Here is a 19,071-nt window from a genome sequence, read left to right as displayed (position 1 = left end):
CTTATTTTTGAACCTTAAGTTTTTTCAATTGACCAGGGCTTGTGATAGTAGGTTTACGGTTTTCAAAAAGATCACCGTAAGCATATCTTTTTACTTCAGTCCAACCTGCAGTACCTGGCCATGCCGGAGCAATCACATCATTTTCCCAATTTGTAAGGTTGGTCAATAACTTGTTTTCAACCTTTGGCAATGCATCGTTTAATACTTTTTGCTCTGAAATATCTTCATCTAAATTATAAACTACATGACCTACTTGTTCAGCTTTTACTAATTTATAATTCTTATAACGAGCAGCTTTCCAATCTCCAATTCTCCAGTATAATTCATCATGAGGCATACCTTCTTGTGCTCCATTTACGAAAGGCAAAAGGTCTACACCATCCAATTGTTTTGGTGTTTTGTCGATACCAGCCGCTTTAAGAATAGTAGGCATTACATCTAGTGTAGAAGTCAATCCATCATAAGTGACTCCACCTTTTACCTGTCCTTTCCAGTACATTAAGTAAGGCACTCTGTGTCCTCCTTCAAACTCATAACCTTTATTTGATTTCAATGGAGAGTTATCGCCATTACCTGTGCCACCGTTATCACTAAAGAAAAAGACCAGTGTATTTTCTTCTAATCCTTCTTTTCTCAATGTTTCCATCACATTACCAATCGCCTCATCTAAAGAGTAAGTCATTGCTGCTACTTTTTGTCTTGGATGATCTTTGAATTTTTCCAAGTCTTCTTCTTTCGCTTGCAATGGAGTATGCACCGCATTGAAAGATAATAATGCTAAGAAAGGCTTTTCGCTTTTTTTGCTGTCTTGAATAAAGTCGATTGCTCTATCTGCTAAAACATCCGTTAAGTAACCTTCAAATGCTTCATGCTTACCATTATGATTGATTTGTGTGGAAGTTTTGTCCGCACCATCATATTTGTCAGGGTTGAAGAAATACCCTCTGTGACCACCCAAGAAACCATAAAACTCATCAAAACCTCTGCTGTTTGGATGGAAATAATCTTGAGTACCTAAGTGCCACTTACCAAAAATAGCCGTATTATACCCTTTCGTTTTTAAGACATCTGCCATTGTCACCTCCGTAGTATCCATACCGTATTTGCCATGCAAGAAGTTATTTTCATGACCAAAACGGTGTTGGTATCTACCCGTCAATAAACCTGCTCTTGATGGGCTGCATACTGAACATGTGGTGTGCGCATCTGTAAATACAACTCCTCCACTTGCTAAATTATCAAGGTTTGGAGTGGGAATATTTTTAGACCCCTGAAAACCAAAATCAGCATAGCCTGCATCATCTGCTAGAAAAATAACTACATTGGGCAGTTTTTCTTCTTTTACCTTTGAGGTATCATTTTGTGTCTTTTGACAAGAGGAAAACAATAAAATTCCAACGGATAAGTACGATATTAATTTCTTCATTTGTTTATTTTTTTTAGAATGTCGGTTAATAATTAGATTTTATAATTTCTAGTGCCTGTGATGCTCCGTTAATTGCATTATAGATTTCATGCTTACGGTTATTTTTGGCTCTCCCTTTTAAAGAAGTAGTCACATATCTAAATGTATTTGCAAAGGCTTTGTATTCTGAAGTCGGCATCATTTGAATTGCTCTGACGGCATGCCAAGCAATAAATGCGTTATCAGATTTGCCCTGTTTCTCTAATATTTTTTTGGCTTCTACCGAATGATTTGTTCGGTATAAAATTGTGGCCGCTTCTATTTGATTAAAAGGATTTTCATCATCAAGCAGTTTTTTAATTTGAGACAAATCTTCTTTGTCTAATTCCTGTGCTCTCAGCCCCACCAAAGCCCAATAACGTTGCATTGGAAGCGTTGAGGATAGAAACGCCAATTGTTTCCTTTTATAGTATTCACTTCTGCCAGAAAGTTCTGCTACTTGCAATAGGCTTTCTAAAGGATAAACACTATCACTCGACATTGCTTCAAAAGGTGTGCTCTCTTTTGATCTCTTCGCAGCTTCGCCAGCAGGTATAAAATGTAAATCTCTTTGTTTTAAAATTTCTTTTTTATTGATGGCTCTGAATTTTGTCATCAAAGATTGGTACGCTGCTTCGTCTGACAAATCATTGACATTCCACTTATCATTTTGGTTATCGAACAACCACTCTGCTTTTTTACCTTCTCCTAGTACTTCGTATTGGATAGAGTCCAATGCATTTCCTTTGGTATCTTTATGCATTTTTTTCAAGATATCTGCATTATCGGAGTATTTGTGCCATTGTACAATTGGGTAATCTGTCATATAATTTCTCACGTAAGTATAACGGCCGTCCGTCACTGTTCTCACTTGATCGATCACCTCTCCACAGCCATCACGACCACCCCATACATATTGACGTTGATAGTCTTTTCCAAAAATGTTCTCACCTTGCATATACTTTGGCTTTTCTATTCCAGCCAAAGACAAAATTGTAGGGGCAAGATCTTCAAATGATACTATTCTATTTTCAAATTCTTCTTTTTTAGTTTTTAAAAGGTGTTTGTACTTTTCCGGTACATGTACAAACATGGGTACTTGATGTCCTAAGTTCAGTCCTGCTCCTTTAAATCTTGGTAATCCCTCACCATGATCCGCAAAAACAAAGATGATCGTATTCTCAAACAAGTCATCCTCTTTTAGTCTAGTGATGATTTCTCCTATTTTTTTATCCGTCAGCGTAATGCAATCATACATTCTTGCCATATAAGACCTCATTTCCTTGTTATCTGCATAGAAAGTAGGTAGTTCTATGGTTTCCGGTTTTGTAAGTTCCACTTCGGACAATACATTTTTTACTTTCTTCTCATAAAAAGTATGAGGATTGACCATGGTGTAAGATTCGTGAGATGTCATCAGGTTGAAAACCGAAAAGAAAGGTTGCTGATCATCTGCTCTGTCCCACCAGCCTGTTTTTCCTTTGCTAAAATCCCAGGCTTCGGTCACTTTTGCTTTTTCTTGTGCGAAATTATAGTCTGTTTTATTATTATTCGTTGTAAAATAACCTGCTTCCTTTAAGTAGTAGGGAAAAGCCTTTACATCATTAGGAATTTCTATTGTGCTTCTATGATTTGCAGTTCCTAATCGATTGGCATGTATACCCGTAATAATACATGATCTTGATGGTGAACAAACAGTAGCAGTAGAAAAAGCATTATTCATTTTAAAACCCTCTCTCCCTAGTGCATCCATATTGGGCGTTTTGGCGTGTTGATTACCATAAGCACCTATAAAATGTGGAGATGTATCTTCTATCGTAATCCAAAGAATGTTGGGTTTGGAATTCGTTTGCTCTCCTTTAGAAGATGCAGGATTGCTGGTACAAGCCCACATTGATACACTAATTAAATAAAGTAAATATCTAACAGTATGCATAATTTCATTTACATTAAGTTTTTAAGAAACAAGGAGCCTAAGAAACTCCTTGTTTGCTATTCATTATTTTATTCTATTACCGTTAACTACCAACCTGGGTTTTGCCCGAGGTTAGGATTCGTCACACTTTCTTGAAAAGGAATCGGCCAAATGTACTGACGTTCCGGAAACACTCTATTCAATAAAATGTTGTGGTTATCTAAAACGTGATCATAAGTCGGCAAGCCATTTTCATCAAACTCGGCGATAGCGGAAAACATATTACTTTCTTCTGAAATGCCTTCTGTTTTAAGACCAAGCATCGGGCGGTTAAGTGCCTTGTCTGCAAGGTTCCAACGTACTAAATCCATATATCTTAAGCCTTCATTTGCTAACTCTACTCTTCTTTCTCTACGGATAATTTCTCTCAACTTATCCGCTTCAGTAGTTGTTACTTCAGGATAGGCTCCTCCTTCTGCAATTTGTTGAGCATATGCTCTTTGGCGTACTTTATTGATGGCATCTAATACCGTTTGATCAATTTCACCAAGCTCTAATTTTGCTTCAGCATAAATTAAAAGTGTTTCAGCAAAACGATATAAAATGATATCTACATCTACCAAATCAAAACTTCCTCTCATGGCATCAGAAATACCTTTCTTGAAAAGCAAGCCTGCCGGGTTGGCGGAACCTTGAGTATTAGACAACCAAGAGTCCATATTCTTTATACTTTTCTCTTCCTGGATATCCCAAGTTTCTTTTTTGAAAGGTTCCCAATGCATGTTCATTAATGAGTCTCCTGGAGTAAGAATACTCATCTTCAAACGTGGATCTCTATTATTGAACGGATTCAAATAACTATAAGAAGCATCTTCATCATCAATACGTAATCCTTCAGCAGTTTCATAGCTATCAATCAACTCATAAGTAGGAGTTGTTGAAGCATATCCGCCAACGTTTCTTTGAATTTCGTACTGGATATTTTTCTTTTCCTCATAAGCTACTGATTGAGGCAAAGCAATAATAACCTCACTGCTATTCTGTCCATCTTCTAAGAACAGTTCTCTATAGCTAGGATATAACTCATATTTGCCATCGTCCATTAAAGCTTTTGCTGCTTCTGCTGCTACTTTATAGCGTTTAGCATATAGAGCATAACGAGATTTAATAGCTAGTGCACTTGCTTTAGTGAAGCGTTGTACATCTGCAGTTACATATTCTTCTGGAAGGTATTCAATCGCAAAATCAAGATCGTCCATTGCTTGATCAATTACTGCTTCTTTATCTGTACGACGAATATCATATGCTTCTTCTAATGGAATAGGTTCCAACAATAAAGGTACGTCTCCATAGTGAGTGGCTAAGTACAGGTATTGGTGTGCTCTCGTTAATAACGCCTCAGCTCTCAATCTCAACCACGTTGCTTCTGGTGTCACATTTTCTGCTCTATACATATAGTGGAGCATCATGTTTGCACGAGTGATTGATTTATAGCAATCAGTCCATCTGTTCTTAAATATTCCTGATTGTGAGGTTGAAGTACCTTTGTATAATTCGTGTCCTGATCCTGATCTTGTAAATACATTATCGGAGTATTTATCAGTATCAGTAGGGAACATAAAGTCTCTGTAAAATTCATTTGCTGCTACTTCCAACTCAGCTTCTGTAGAATAGAAGTCACCTGTTGATGGAGAAGTTCTTGAATACAGATCCAAATCTGTGCAAGAAGTGTTGAACAAAACTAATGCAGCGACGGCTATATTTCTTAGATTAAAAATCTTTTTCATCATTTTTCAATTTTTAGAATTTCAAGCTGATACCTGTCATGTATGTAGTCAATAGTGGGTAATCAGTCGATGATATTTCTGGATCCCAACCTTTTGGCATGTGATTAAATGACCACAAATCATTTACTGAAGCATAAATTCTGAACTTCTTCACACCCACTTTCTTCAGAAGAGACCTTGGTAAAGTGTAACCTAAAGTAATGTTCTTGATTCTTAAGTAAGCACCATTTACTAACCAGAAATCTGATTTCGCATAGTTTGATTTTGCACCTTGATCAGAAAGTCTAGGATAATCTGCATCTGTGTTTTCTGGAGTCCAGTAGTTACCCACTATGTAAGATGGATAGTTTCTGAAAGATCCGCTGAAAGGTTGTACTTGTGAAGTTGATAACATTACATCTGTTTTTCCTACACCTTGCAAGATCAATCCAAAATCAATGTTTTTATAATTCACACCGAAGTTTGCTCCAAAAGTATATCTCGGCAATGAACTACCAATCACTACTCTATCTTCTTCAGCATTAATCATTTCACTTTCTCCTCCTGGCTGTTTCTTATAACGGATATCACCTGGCATCTCTTGACCTGTCAACTTTGCATGATCTGCGTGATCGTCACCAAAATAACCTAAGTTTTCATAACCGTACCAAGCCTTATATTCTTGGCCTTCCATTGTTACTTGATTACCTAATTGATTAGCTCCTTTCATATCAACAACTGTATTTTTGTTGTCTGATAAGTTAAAACCAATCGAGTAAGAAAGGTCATCATTGATGATATCTCTCCAATTTACTGTTACTTCCCATCCTTGGTTATCTACAATACCTGCGTTTTGTAAAGGAGGATTAGCATAACCTAAATAAAGAGGAATGTCTAATTTTAATAAGATATCATAAGTCCTTTTGTAATACCAGTCGAAGTTTACATTCAAACGGTCATCTAAGAAAGCGGCATCAAAACCAATATCATAACCTTCTGTAGTTTCCCAAGTGATATTTTCGATGGCCATATCTTGCTGTGCGTAAGACGTCAATGGAACAACTACACCTCCTGCATATACATATGAGTTTGATCTGCTCATGTTGGCTGTGTAAGCATAGTTACCCACTCTTTGGTTACCCAAACGTCCCCATGAACCTCTTACTTTTAAGTTTGATAACCAATCTACATTCATCAAGAAATCTTCGTTTGAGATATTCCAGCCACCTGATACTGAAGGGAAGAATCCCCATCTATGGTCAGGGTGGAATCTTGATGAACCATCATATCTGATGTTAGACTGAATATAGTATTTGTTCTTATAGTTATATGAAACTCTGGCAAAAACTGAAGACAATGCATTTTCACTTTGTCCACCTTTGTTACTCCACATATCCACGTTACCTGCATTAAGTTCGTCATAATCGGGTAACACATAACCTATACGCTCTGCTTCTAATGTTTTTTCTCTGTAATAATTACTTTCATAACCTGCTAATGCCGAGAAATTATGGTTATTGATTCTCTTATTATACGTAATCGTGTATTGCTGATTTATAGAGAAAGATTCATTACGAGATTCCGTCAATTTATCCTGACTCTTGCCCGTGTTACCAATCCAATTCCCCTCCATATCATAATAATCAATTACTCTCAACATATTTTTTGAATTGTTGAAATTGAATTTCGGAGCCACTTGTGCTGAAATTGTAAGATCTTTGATCGGTTGGAAATCTAATCTTGCACGGAATCTAGCAAAGTTTGTTTGATTATCTTTATAACCACCTTTGTTTACAAATGCAACGGGGTTATTACCATCTTTTCCGTTCGCAAATGTTCCGTCACTCCAGTAAGCAGGATAGAAAGCTGGTAAAGACCTAGCACCCGCATAGAATGAGTTTGAATGATGTCCTTCATTAGGTTGTTCTTTGTTGCTTTGTCTTAAATACATATCCAAAGCACCTTTTAACTTCCTATTAATTTTGATGTTATTATTCAACTGTAAAGTATATCTTTCCCAGTTAAAGTTAGGAATCAAACCTTCTTGAGCAGAGTAACCAAATGACATTTTCGATCGAACAACATCGTTACCTCCTGCAATAGAGAAGTTGTGTCTTTGCTGAATCGCATTTTTTTTCAGCAACTCATTTTGCCAATCTGTATTAGGGTACAAATCAGGGTTTACCACTGAGTTATCTTTATAATTATTAATGTAATAATCTGACCATAAAGGTGCTAAACCATCATTTTCTTTATACTCATTCTGCATTCTGTAATAATCCTGAACGTCTACCATTTCAGGTAAAGTAGTTGGTCTCTGAATACCTACATCTCCATTATAAGTAACCGACAACTCGCCTACTTTAGCTCTCTTCGTAGTGATGATAATTACACCTGCTGCCGCTCTTGAACCATAGATCGCTGCTGAAGCGGCATCTTTTAGAACTGTTAGTGATTGAACATCTTCAGGATCGACATCATCGATAGCACCTGGTGCTCCGTCAATCATTACGAGTGGTGTACTATTGTTCAAGGTAGTCTGACCCCTGATCAGAATATCACCTGTAGAACCTGGCTCACCGCTGCTTCTTGTCACTGTCACACCCGGAATAGATCCTTGAAGTGCTTGTGATAATTGTGGTGTTTTTCTTTCTGCAATGACTTCAGCATCTACTGATGCTACGGCACCTGTTAAGTCCGCTTTCTTTTGTGTACCGTAACCAATAATTACGACTTCATTTAATTGTTCTTGTGCTTCTCTAAGAACAATATCAAATTCTGTACTTGTTCCTACATTTATTGTCTTTTCTTCATAACCGATGGATGTTACAATGATTCTTGAATTTACTGGTACTCCTAATTTAAACTTTCCATCAAAGTTTGTCATAGTTCCTGTTGTTGTACCTGCTATAACAATGTTTGCTCCAATAACTGGATTTCCATCCGGGTCAGCGACCGTTCCTGAAATAGTTATCTTTTCCTGTTGCGCTAAGGCATTATTCCATAGGAATATACCCACCATACTAAGTAATAATATGCGCCATTTCATCAATACTGTAATCGGCATAAACTCTTCTTTTTAAAAAATTAAGCGAAAAAGTTAAAAATTGTGTTGTCGGCAATTTTTAAGTTATCTGTTATAATCAATGCCTGCCCTTTAATTATATTGCTAATATAGCAATTTATTATGTACTTTCAACACTAATCATCAAAAAATGTTATTTTTTAAGGGATTTATAGGTGAATAGCTTAAAAAATGAACTAACATTCATTTTAAATCAAAATAAGACCAATATTTTATCAAAATTTAAAAAATACGATAACAAAAGAATTGATGTAATAAGTACAAATTCAAAATTATCTCATACCAATTCTATTTATTGTTTTGCGATTACTTCCTTCAAAAAATTTTCAATAGAACCATTATTAATACGTTTTTTAGCGTTGTACTCACAAAAAATTGAATAGAATTAACTGTGATTTATTTTTGACTCTGTACTTAAAAAACATTTTATAATAAATTCTATGAGGAATGTGGCATTATCTACTAGCAAACTTAGTATTTTAAATTAAATTTTGGAATAGGAAAGCTTTTAGAAAGGTCAGTGTATTTTGATATATTATTTAAAATGAAGAGGATAATTGTTATGAAATCTAAATAAAAAAGCAACTAATTATCATAAATAAAAAGTTGCTTAAGATACTTCTTCGAACTAATTCCAAGTTCAAGTATTCAGTATTACGCTACTAATCACCTTTTCGTTCTTCGATAGGTTGTCTATAATTTTCCGTAGTAGGTTTCATCGCTAATCGAGCATTAGTTTGCTTCATCCACAGTTGTAAATCTTTTAACAATCTATCTCTTATTTCTTTTTGCGTTAAAGCAAGATTATTTGATTCTGAAATATCCTCTTTGATATTGTATAACTCTACCATGTTGTTTTGGTCAATCTTCTCAAGTCCTCCATCCAAAACATATTCTTCATGATAAAATAATAACTTCCAATCACCATTGATCACCACCGTAACAGGTCGGTTTCTAAAGTAAGGATCTCTACCCCCTCTTGCATTTTTACCATCCAAATAATTGGGGTAATGATAAAAAATCGATTCTCTTTTTAATTGGGTTTTCTTACCAAAAAACAAATCCTTTAAACTCTCACCATCCAAAATTTTATCCTTTGGTGCTTTTAAGCCCGCAAGGTCTAAAAATGTGGGGTAAAAATCTGTATTAACTACTGACTCTGTAGAAGAGGTTCCAGCTTTTATTTTAGAAGGATACCAAACTACCATGGGCACTCTTATCCCTCCTTCATAAAGCATACCTTTTACACCTCTTAGCGGATCTTGATGAATTTTGCCCAAAGAGCCATTATCAGAAGTAAAAACAATGATTGTATTATCATCTATTCCAAGTTCCTTGACCTTATTGATGATCGCACCTAAACTCTCATCCATATGTTTCATCATCCCTGCATATACTGGATTATTGTGTAAGGTCCCTTTTTCTTTGGATTTAAAATACTCCAGCATTTCTTGTCGCGCCTCCCACTTGGCATGTACTGCATGATGGGGCAAATAGAGAAAAAATGGTTGCTCTTTATGCTCCTCCATAAATTCACAAGCTTCATCTGTCAACTTGTAAATATCTTTAGGGTCGTTGGTTTTCTTGAACTTTATTTCTTTGGGCTCAGTGGATTTATCGACCATAAAACCTTGTTCTGAAGCTTCTCCTGCAATGTGCCATTTTCCAAAAATACCTGTAACATAACCTCCATCTTTTAAGGCTTCTGCCATCGTATAGTTGTCCAATGAAAGCTCTTGGTCTGGAACTGGCTCCAAACGCATTTTATCTTCAGGGCCTCTTTTGGAATCCCAAACTGCAATTTTCCCATGACGTGGCGTATACTGTCCTGATATCATGGATGCTCTTGATGGAGCGCAGTTGGGACCAGAAGAATAGGCATTGTAAAACACCATTCCTTCTTCGGCCATTTGATCCAAATAGGGCGTTTCGTGATAATCCGATCCCATAAACGAGGGGTCTTTCCAGCCCATATCATCTACAAAAAATAAGATAATATTTGGCTTTACTGGCTTTTTTTCATCACCTAATGCCGACAGAGACAAGCATAAAGGAAACAATAAAAATAAGATTATTTTTTTCATCGTAGTCTAGATATTATCTGTAGGAAAACGGAACGTCGAGTTTGGAACTCTAGCTGATTTAAATAAATCGACTCCTTGTTTTACAATTTCTGGATGTTCTGCCGCCACATCATTTTCTTCACCTGGATCAGAAGGCAAGTGATACACTTCCACTTTACTTTTTGAAGGCTGTTTCAATTTATTTTGTACTACTTTCCAATCGCCAATTCGAACAGCTCTCGATCCTCCACGCTCATGAAATTCCCAATAGAAATAATCATGTTTCTCTTGCTTTTTATCTTCTCCCAAAAGTGTAGGCAAAAACGAAATACCATCAATATTTGCTTTCTGGTCAATATCTGCGTTTACAATACCTGCTAATGTTGGGAATACATCCCAAAATGCTGATGGATGATCTGTTTCTGTATTTTTTTTGATCACATTAGGCCATGAAACAATCATTGGCACACGAATTCCACCTTCATATAAATCTCTTTTTATACCTCTGAAAGGCCCATTAGAATTAAAGAATTTAGGATCTGCACCTCCTGCTGCGTGAGGACCGTTATCTGAAGAGAAAAAGATAATTGTATTTTCATCCAATCCGTGTTCTTTTAATTTATCCATAATTTCACCCACTGAGTTGTCCAAATGATGCATCATGGTAGCGAAAGCAGCTCTAGGAAATTCTTGATCCGCATAAGTACCCATCATAAAACGTTGCTCGTGTGTCAAATTTGGATTGTGATTTCGCTTATTCACATAAGGCTTGCCTTTTGGATATACTTCTTTGTAATGCTGGAAAATAGAATCTTCAGGCGCAACCACCTCCGCATGTGGAATAGTGTAAGGCAGATAAAGGAAAAAAGGCTTGTCTTTATTATCGTCTATAAAATTCAACGCCTGATCATGGATTAAATGATGCGTATATTCTTTCTGACCTCCTTCTTCATTGCCCTCAAGCATTACTTTTTCTCCGTTATGACGTAAATATAAAGGATAATAAGTGTGTGCTAATCGCTGGCAGTTATAGCCATAAAACTCATCAAAACCCTGGTTGTTGGGAGCTCCTTCTGAACCCGGATAACCTAGCCCCCATTTACCAAACATTCCTGTTGTATAACCTTTAGATTGCATCATCTTTGGCAATGAGGCTATGCCTGCCGGAATAGGAACTTGCCCTTCTGGCTTGACTTCCTTATTTCCTCTGATTGGAGAATGTCCTGTATGCAAACCTGTCATCAAAGTGGACCTTGAAGGAGCACAAACAGTACTTCCTGCATAATGACTATTGAACTTCATACCACTTTTCGCCAATTGATCGATATTGGGAGTGCTAAACTTTTCTTGTCCATAACAACTAAAATCACCCCACCCTGCATCATCAACAAGGATAAATACAATATTAGGTTTCGGATCTAATGCTTCTTTTCCTCCTTGCTGATGTTTATTCATCGAACATGAACAAAACCAAAAGGAAATGATCAATAAATAATATTTGAAGTTGTTTTTCATATTTAAGTTGTTTGTAATAATTCGTTTTTTGCTGTACTTATTTCACTATTGTGGTCACAGATCTTGGCTGTATTGTAATTTTATCTTTACAAGATGTATGTTTTAAATTTTCTGTAGCAGAAGTAATATATACCTGTTTTTTCTTTCTACTCTGTAATGTTATATCAAAGGGTTGGTCTGCTAAATTCACAATCACAGTGACTGTTTCATTTTTGGATTGGAATGCTGAAACTAATAATTCATCCTGATTAAACTGACCTTTTAACTGTGCCGAAATCCTTTGCATGCCAGGTTTTACAAACCTTGAATAGTTCCCCAATACCCACAAACATTTTGAGTCTTCGACTATTGTTTTGTCTTTTTTATCTACGTAAATAAGTCCATCTTTATAGTCATAAGGGCTTACTGAAATCCACCATTGCCATGAAGCTGCATTGGCAACCGTTAGATCATAATGCATCACCTTAGCCATATACAAAGCCGGGTCAATTCCCAGATCTTTTCCCTTCCCTTTCACCTCTTCGTTATTTTCTAAAAGGCAATATTCACTCTGATAGAAAGATAGGTTTTTATAATCTTTCATTAAATTTCCCATCACCTGACGACTACTTTTCAGTTTGCTTAAAGGAGACGTTGTGAAATACGCATGAGCGGAGAATGATGGTGAAACTAATTGTAAATCACCAATGTAATTAGGGCTTTCAGGGTGAAAGAAATTCCATAATTGATGATCTCTTTCAGGTCTGTTTGAAGAAGGATCATAAGCATAATTGTACTGAGCGCTTTCAGCTACTTCAATTTTTGTTTTCAATTGATGTTGCTGAAAAGTTTTATCCAATACGCTTACAAACTCAGCTATCTCATCATTTTGTGCCGCAGTTCCTTCTTGTCCATTTTTCTTACCCCAATCCCACTGAGGTTCATTGAAAGGTGAAATAAGATCAAAATGTATTTGCTCTTTTTCCATTTCCATCAGAAAATCTGAAAGAAACTGTGCATAAAGTGGATAACTTTCCCTTGAGAGATTAAGAGAAGTTTCACCTCCTCCATGTGCTAAACGGTTTTTGGTCATTGCACAAGGCGGTGAATTAGCAAAGGCAGTGAAATGCTCCACTCCTAATGTTTTGGCTTTTTTGAGAAACCATAACTGCCCTGCTTGATTTGCTATTTTCACTTTTTGAGTAAGTGAATCGTAAATTCCAAAAGACCTTCTCCAAGGATCTTTTATTTCGGAAGCGTCTCCTTGCTCAGCACTTCCCGCTCCAATATTATAACGCCAAGTGGTAAGCCCAATACCTAAGGGGGAACCGTCTTCCCCAAGTTCATTGGAAAAAAGCCATTGAGCAATTTGTTCTTTTTTGTCTTCTTCCCAATCCTTACCAACATATTGTATACTCCAGGCATCCGATGCTCCAAAGTGTTTGATCAACTGATGGCGTTGAGATGATTTTAGATTTAACTGAAGGGAAGAACTACTTTCTTGTGCCAAAAGTTGGAAACAAGAAAGTAGTAAAGCTAGCATGATACAAAGCCTTTTCATTTCTTTGAATTATATATTTTTATAAATAGAAACGATAGACTTTCTTGATTGAATTTAAGTAGTAGGTCAAAAGTTTTGTGATGAAGAATGATAAATGATGAATGATGAAAAATAATTCGTGCTGTGGTTCAGCGAAAAAAACACTCTAAGAACCACAATACGGTTCATTTTTCTTCATTCTACATTCTTCATTAAAAAAGTTTCATAACTTTTTTCATAATACTCAGTACTTATCTTGATGAAGCACCCTGAAAGGCTGATTGTATTTGAAGCGTTGTTCTCTTCAATAACTCAATAACCTCTTCGTTTGTGTGTTTTCCATCAAAATCAGAAAGAGCGATAGCAATTTCATCTGCTGTATTCACTCTTACCGCAATACTAGTCTTCTCGTTTTTAATAACACTGTAACCGTTTTCTTTATCTATTTTCAATTGGTCCAAATACGGTTGACTAAGATTTAAGTCTTGTGCAGTATAGTCCAAGTCTCCTTGATCTCTATGCGCTAATAATATTTGTCCTATTGAAGATTTTTCTAAAGGATAAACGGCCATTTTACCAATGGCTTCCATGGTAGACATACCCGGTGACCAGTGATACAAATAGGAAACATGATTGTTCCACAATACGCCCATCGCCACTACACAATCCAATTCCAAAAGGGGTTCAATATACTTGAATGCGATTTGAAAAACTTTGGATGCATGTAATGAGTGTGCTGCTAAAACATGTACTGCCGCACCTGGAATATACCTTCTTTGACTGTCTTGATATGTGTAACCCAAATAAGATAGTGTTCTAAGTAATCGGTTCACTTTAGTCTTTTCCATTCTGAGCATTTCAGATATGTCTTTGACTGAAGCTGGTTTGTCTAGTACTGTTAATGTCTGCAATATATCCAATCCATCAATCAAGCCTTGGATAGGTTGTGCAGGTTTCTTTGATCTAATCATAGTTAGTGATTACTAATTAGAAATTGATAATTCATTTTGTAGTATAACTCTTCGCAAGTTACAAAATTGTAATAGCCTTTTATGAACTTATTTATGCAAAAAAGGGTACAAAATCGTCTTTTTTCAGCAAAAACATCAACAAAACGTTATTTCACTATTAGCAATAACACTTAATTACAAATAAAATCAAATATTGAAACTGGAGTGCTATTATTCTTACGATCGAACTCCACTTCTAACTTCGACGTTTTTACAGGTTGGTCGAAAGAAATTTCACAAAGTGTGGAGTGATTTGTTTCAGTTTGGAAGATACATTTCCCATTCTCATCCTTAATTCTGAAGGACTCTACACAATAAGGAACTACTGATTCTGGATGACCAAATTGAGTACTTTCCATGGCGTGATCTAAGTCAGCATCAAAGTATAATTTAATGGATGAAATGTCTTTTGCTTCTTCCCATTCCAACGTTAAAGTAGGTTGATTATCTTCAAAATCTGCAATCCAAGCATTGGTAGATTGTACTGGCCTGATGATTCCAGAGTTTAGATTTTCTTTTTTGCCAATAAACAATGGTGTCTTGATTTGCATAGCAATATTCTGCCCTTCAGGACGACGTTGCGGTGTCCAGAATTCAAACCCATCAATACCAATATCTGCCGGTGGTTTCTGCTCTCCGAAATTGGAAACTGCTTTATTTTCTTTTCTGAAAACTGATAAAATACCTGTTATTCTATCTTCAGAATAGTTTAACTGAATTGCTGTATTTGGAGCAAAACAAACAAAAACATAGGTATCGCCCAATTCGGAAACATCAAAAGTTAAATCAACATGTTGGCTTCCTTCTTTTACTTCTTTAGAATATAAACCAATTACTTTCTCTGGTGTAAAGTTCGTAGGGTCAAGACTTACTTTTAATGTCACTTCAAGTGTTGTTGCTTCCGATGCATTAACTGGAACTCTTAACGACAATTCCTTCTGATCACTTGTAATTGGCAACATTTGAGCAGACGGCATTTGCAATGTTTTCCAGTTCTCAGAAGTTCTTAATTCTGTAAGGTTTAATTCTGAAGAAACTGAAACTTTTGCTTTCGAACTTACATACTTCGACTTATCTAACTTCAGATGAGGAATGTAAGATGACTTTTCTAAAAGTGCTTGTTGGATTTTAGTAATATGCTCTTTTTCAACCGTTTCTTTTGGTAGCACATCATTTAAAATAGAATAAGCTGCGGACACGGCTACACCTTCTGCTGCTACAGCACTCGTCAACATCACACGTGTAGAACCAAAAGCAACATGCGAAACACTTACAAGTCTACCTGCAAAATATAAGTTATCAATATCTCTACTGATTGCCGTTCTTAATGGAATTTGATAAGTCCCTTTTGAGTGCCATTGCGTACAGCTTGGAAGTGCTGAATACACGCCATCAGAAGGATGCAGGTCTAATGCCCAACCACCATGCGCTATAGCATCTTCAAACTTATTTTGTTTAATGATATCTTGTTGTTTCATCATGTAAAGCCCCTCAAAACGTCTACTTTCACGCTTTCCAGGAACTGTACCTACCCACTCCAAGGTCATATTTTCTGCCTCTGGGAAATTGCCAGAGTTTTTGATATAATTCCAGATACCATATACCACTTTCCAAAGCTCGTATTTGATATCTTCTGTATCATGAATGGTATCAAGACGTCCACCATATTCAATCCACCAGTAATTACATCCGGTGTGGTCCGCCTGAATATTCTTGAATCTAGGCAGTTCTTCAATGTCCTTCAACGCATATGCCGGAGGTGTGAAGTTGACGGGCTTCCCTGTGTCTTTTGTATAGAAATAAATGGTATGTCCCAGAAGCTCACCATATTGCTCTACATTTGGAGCCATCTTTTCACCAAACTCCTCAATCGTTTCTGCACCCATTCTAAATGAAGCTCCTGCCAAAAAGGAAAGAACACCATCACCCGATGCATCACAATAACGTTTGGCGCTCAGCTTATAAAGCGTTGAGTTCTGACTGTTAAAGGCTTTTACAGATTGAATTTGAGTACCTTCATGCGCCACTTCAAAAGCTGAAGTATTGAGTAATAAAGTAATGTTTTCTTCTTGCTTTACTTTTTCGATCAAAATGGTATCGAAAATAAGCGCATTACCCTCTTTATTTCTGTATAGGTTTTCCTCTAGAATTTCACCTGTCACACCTGTTTCTCTCGACCATCTGTTGTTGTTACCCATATGGGAAGTTGCCCCTAAGGCCCATAGTCTCACTTCACTAGAAGCATTACCTCCCAATACTGGTCTATCTTGTACTAAAACCACTTTTACTCCTTGTCGAGCAGCAGTGATTGCAGCACAAGTTCCAGATAATCCACCGCCTACTATTAATAAATCCGTCTCAATCGAAACTTCTTTAAGGCTTCTGTTTTTACTATAAGTTTCTTGAATCATAATTCTTTCATCTAGTTTGCCCACTATCATTTCGGATGATTTTCAGGCCGTTATTTATATAACGAAGCTCCAGTGTTGAAAATGTGATTCGCATTTCCAAACGTGATAAGGCAGGCACTCACTGGAGCTATGGTTATCTTTATATTACTAATTGTTTTTGTTTTTCTTCTTCTACAGCAGCTTTTGATTTATTCAACAAGATATAAGCCATCACCGCTATAAGCACACCTATCCCCACTAGCCATATCCATCCGTCTTCTCCTGTTGCTGCAATACCCAAAAAGAGCACACATACTGCAAATAATGAATAGCTCATTACTTTTAAACTAAAAGCATTAGTTCCGGCTGTTTCCACTTCCTCATCTCTTCTTTTTGCAATCACACTCACCTCATGGCTAACAATACTATTTTTACTCTTTTGAATCACTTCGTTAATTGCTAATAACGAAAATGGAATTACAACACCGATTAACATCTCAACCGCTCTGCTTAAACCTTCCCAATCAATGATCATCGGCAGAATTTTAAGTAATACATTAATCAGTAAACTTGCTATTGTAATTTTTATGATTTGAGATTTCCCTAATCTATCAGAGAACAAACTCCAGATTGGCGGAGCATAAAGTGAAGTTCCCGTCACTGCACTAATACTTAATACCACATTTACGATACCTCCTACTGATGGTACCAAAAGTGCTACACCAATTGCAAATACACCACAAAAGATAGTTGCCATTCTTGCTACCTGTATTTTTTGTTTGTCCGTCAGGTTTGGTTTTAGTTTTAAGACAATATCATTTGTAATAACAGCGGCCGAAATATTTAATGATCCATTTACTGAACTTGCTGTCGCATATAACATACCACCGACCATAAGGCCTAACATTCCGCCAGGCAATACTTTTTGACACATCAATAAATAAGCTCCTTCTATTTCCAACCCTGCCAAATTAGGATCTACTACTTTATATATCATTGGAGGCAACATCCATAAAATCGGACTGAAAATATATAAACTACCGAATAAATAGGCTACTTTTTTCGCTGCTTTTGGCGTTGCTACTGAAGTATAGCGCTGTACGTAAGCCCAGTTGCCACCAATAAAAATGGAATTATACACTCCAAATGCTAAAAGGAAAAGCGGTGAGTACTGCTTATTGACTAATCCGAAAAACTCATCAGGTGAACTACTTATAAAACTTTCTACTCCTCCCACATAATCTAATGCTAATGGGATTACGATAATAATAGCTGATAGTAAGATGACAAATTGTAATACATCCGTAACCATTACAGCTTTCAGTCCTCCAAGTGTGGTATACAAAATCATAAACACACCCAAGACCAGAATACAAGTATAAATTGAAGCATCTAATGATACACTAATGATCTTCGCTACAGGATATAAAAATGCTCCTGTATAGGCAAATGACATTAATAAAAACAAGTAAGTAAAAACCTTTTGAGTATCTCCATCAAATCGAAATCTCAAATATTCGGCTACAGTTACAGCCCCCGTTTTATGCCATTTCTCTACGATGAACTTTCCTACTAAAAAACCCGCTATGCACATCGTCCATTGAATTGCGATAGCTACTGCACCGAATTCATAAGCAATAGCTCCCCAAACGACAAATGTTCCTGCTGAGAAAAATCCCATAAAAAGTGACAGACCACTCATGCCCCAAGGCACTGCTCCTCCGCCTGCAAAAAATCCTTTTAAATCTTTCTCTCTCGAAAATGTAATTCCTACGCCTAATACAATTAGGGAAAAAATTATTATTACTAAAAAATCAAACGCTCCCATCTTTTAAAAAACTAGTTCCTTTATTTATATTGCTAATATAGCAATAATAAGTTTAAGATTAAAAACTCACTCCACTATTTTTTTTAATTATTTATGAATTATCGTAGTTTCTACAATTGTGGGGTAAATAAGTTTGGTGTTTGCTTTAGAATATTATATTTCACAGTTGTTTGTTTTCTGTAACACTAACTAATAAGTACAAAGTCAACTTGTATCTACATTTCTGATGATCTGCAGGACACGAATGAAGCTTACGTTTAAGATCCGCAACAGTGGGCTTTCTACCTTATTCATTGGGTAGTGCTCCCCCGGCCTTGAAGGGAAAAGCGTCTAGAATTTCATGTAATGAGCCGTTAAAAATGATTTTCTTGTTTGAGCAAAGCGAGTTTAAAATCATTTAGGCGAGTGGAATGGAATTTAGCTTTTGACTTCAAAGCCTTGACTTTTTTGCTTCGTTTTTGTGTTAAGACAAAACCTTAGATTTATAGTGTTGTATTTATCTAAGATGGTAAATTGCTTTTTAAAACTAGGGTAAA

10 protein-coding genes are annotated in these 19,071 nt (G+C 36.3%); all 10 read right to left on the bottom strand.

The features are described from left to right. Position 1: 1 nt before the first annotated feature. Positions 2–1,426 carry a sulfatase-like hydrolase/transferase gene (locus HHU12_RS14305; RefSeq protein ID WP_169657432.1) on the bottom strand — a complete coding sequence of 475 codons (1,425 nt, stop codon included), beginning with the start codon at positions 1,424–1,426 and terminating at the stop codon, positions 2–4. A 25-nt stretch (positions 1,427–1,451) separates the two neighbouring features. Then, positions 1,452–3,380, bottom strand: a complete 1,929-nt coding sequence (locus HHU12_RS14300) for a sulfatase family protein (protein WP_169657431.1) — start codon at positions 3,378–3,380, stop codon at positions 1,452–1,454. 86 nt (positions 3,381–3,466) lie between these two features. Continuing rightward, positions 3,467–5,149: a RagB/SusD family nutrient uptake outer membrane protein gene (locus tag HHU12_RS14295; RefSeq protein WP_169657430.1), complete on the bottom strand. Its 1,683-nt coding sequence runs from the start codon at positions 5,147–5,149 to the stop codon at positions 3,467–3,469. A gap of 10 nt (positions 5,150–5,159) precedes the next feature. After that, positions 5,160–8,192, bottom strand: coding sequence for a SusC/RagA family TonB-linked outer membrane protein (locus tag HHU12_RS14290; protein WP_169657429.1), 3,033 nt, complete (start codon positions 8,190–8,192; stop codon positions 5,160–5,162). A gap of 680 nt (positions 8,193–8,872) precedes the next feature. Next, positions 8,873–10,294 (bottom strand): sulfatase, encoded by a 1,422-nt coding sequence (locus tag HHU12_RS14285; RefSeq protein ID WP_169657428.1) that lies wholly within the window; start codon positions 10,292–10,294, stop codon positions 8,873–8,875. 6 nt (positions 10,295–10,300) lie between these two features. After that, the gene (locus tag HHU12_RS14280; protein WP_169657427.1) at positions 10,301–11,788 is read right to left on the bottom strand and encodes an arylsulfatase; all 1,488 of its coding nucleotides are present in this window, start codon (positions 11,786–11,788) and stop codon (positions 10,301–10,303) included. A 37-nt stretch (positions 11,789–11,825) separates the two neighbouring features. Further along, positions 11,826–13,310: a glycoside hydrolase gene (locus HHU12_RS14275; protein ID WP_169657426.1), complete on the bottom strand. Its 1,485-nt coding sequence runs from the start codon at positions 13,308–13,310 to the stop codon at positions 11,826–11,828. Positions 13,311–13,558: 248 nt separating this feature from the next. Then, a complete protein-coding gene (locus HHU12_RS14270) occupies positions 13,559–14,278 on the bottom strand; it encodes a helix-turn-helix domain-containing protein (RefSeq protein WP_169657425.1) in 720 nt (239 codons plus the stop codon). Between the two features lie 170 nt (positions 14,279–14,448). Next, complete coding sequence (locus HHU12_RS14265) at positions 14,449–16,728, bottom strand: FAD-dependent oxidoreductase (protein ID WP_169657424.1); 2,280 nt, start codon at positions 16,726–16,728, stop codon at positions 14,449–14,451. 139 nt (positions 16,729–16,867) lie between these two features. Then, positions 16,868–18,535: a sodium:solute symporter family transporter gene (locus HHU12_RS14260; protein WP_169657423.1), complete on the bottom strand. Its 1,668-nt coding sequence runs from the start codon at positions 18,533–18,535 to the stop codon at positions 16,868–16,870. Positions 18,536–19,071 lie beyond the last annotated feature (536 nt).

It is taken from the genome of Flammeovirga aprica JL-4 (genome assembly GCF_012844305.1).
Lineage (GTDB): Bacteria > Bacteroidota > Bacteroidia > Cytophagales > Flammeovirgaceae > Flammeovirga > Flammeovirga aprica.
The sequence above is the reverse complement of the archived record's forward strand: the minus strand, read 5'-3'. Positions and strand labels throughout refer to the sequence as shown.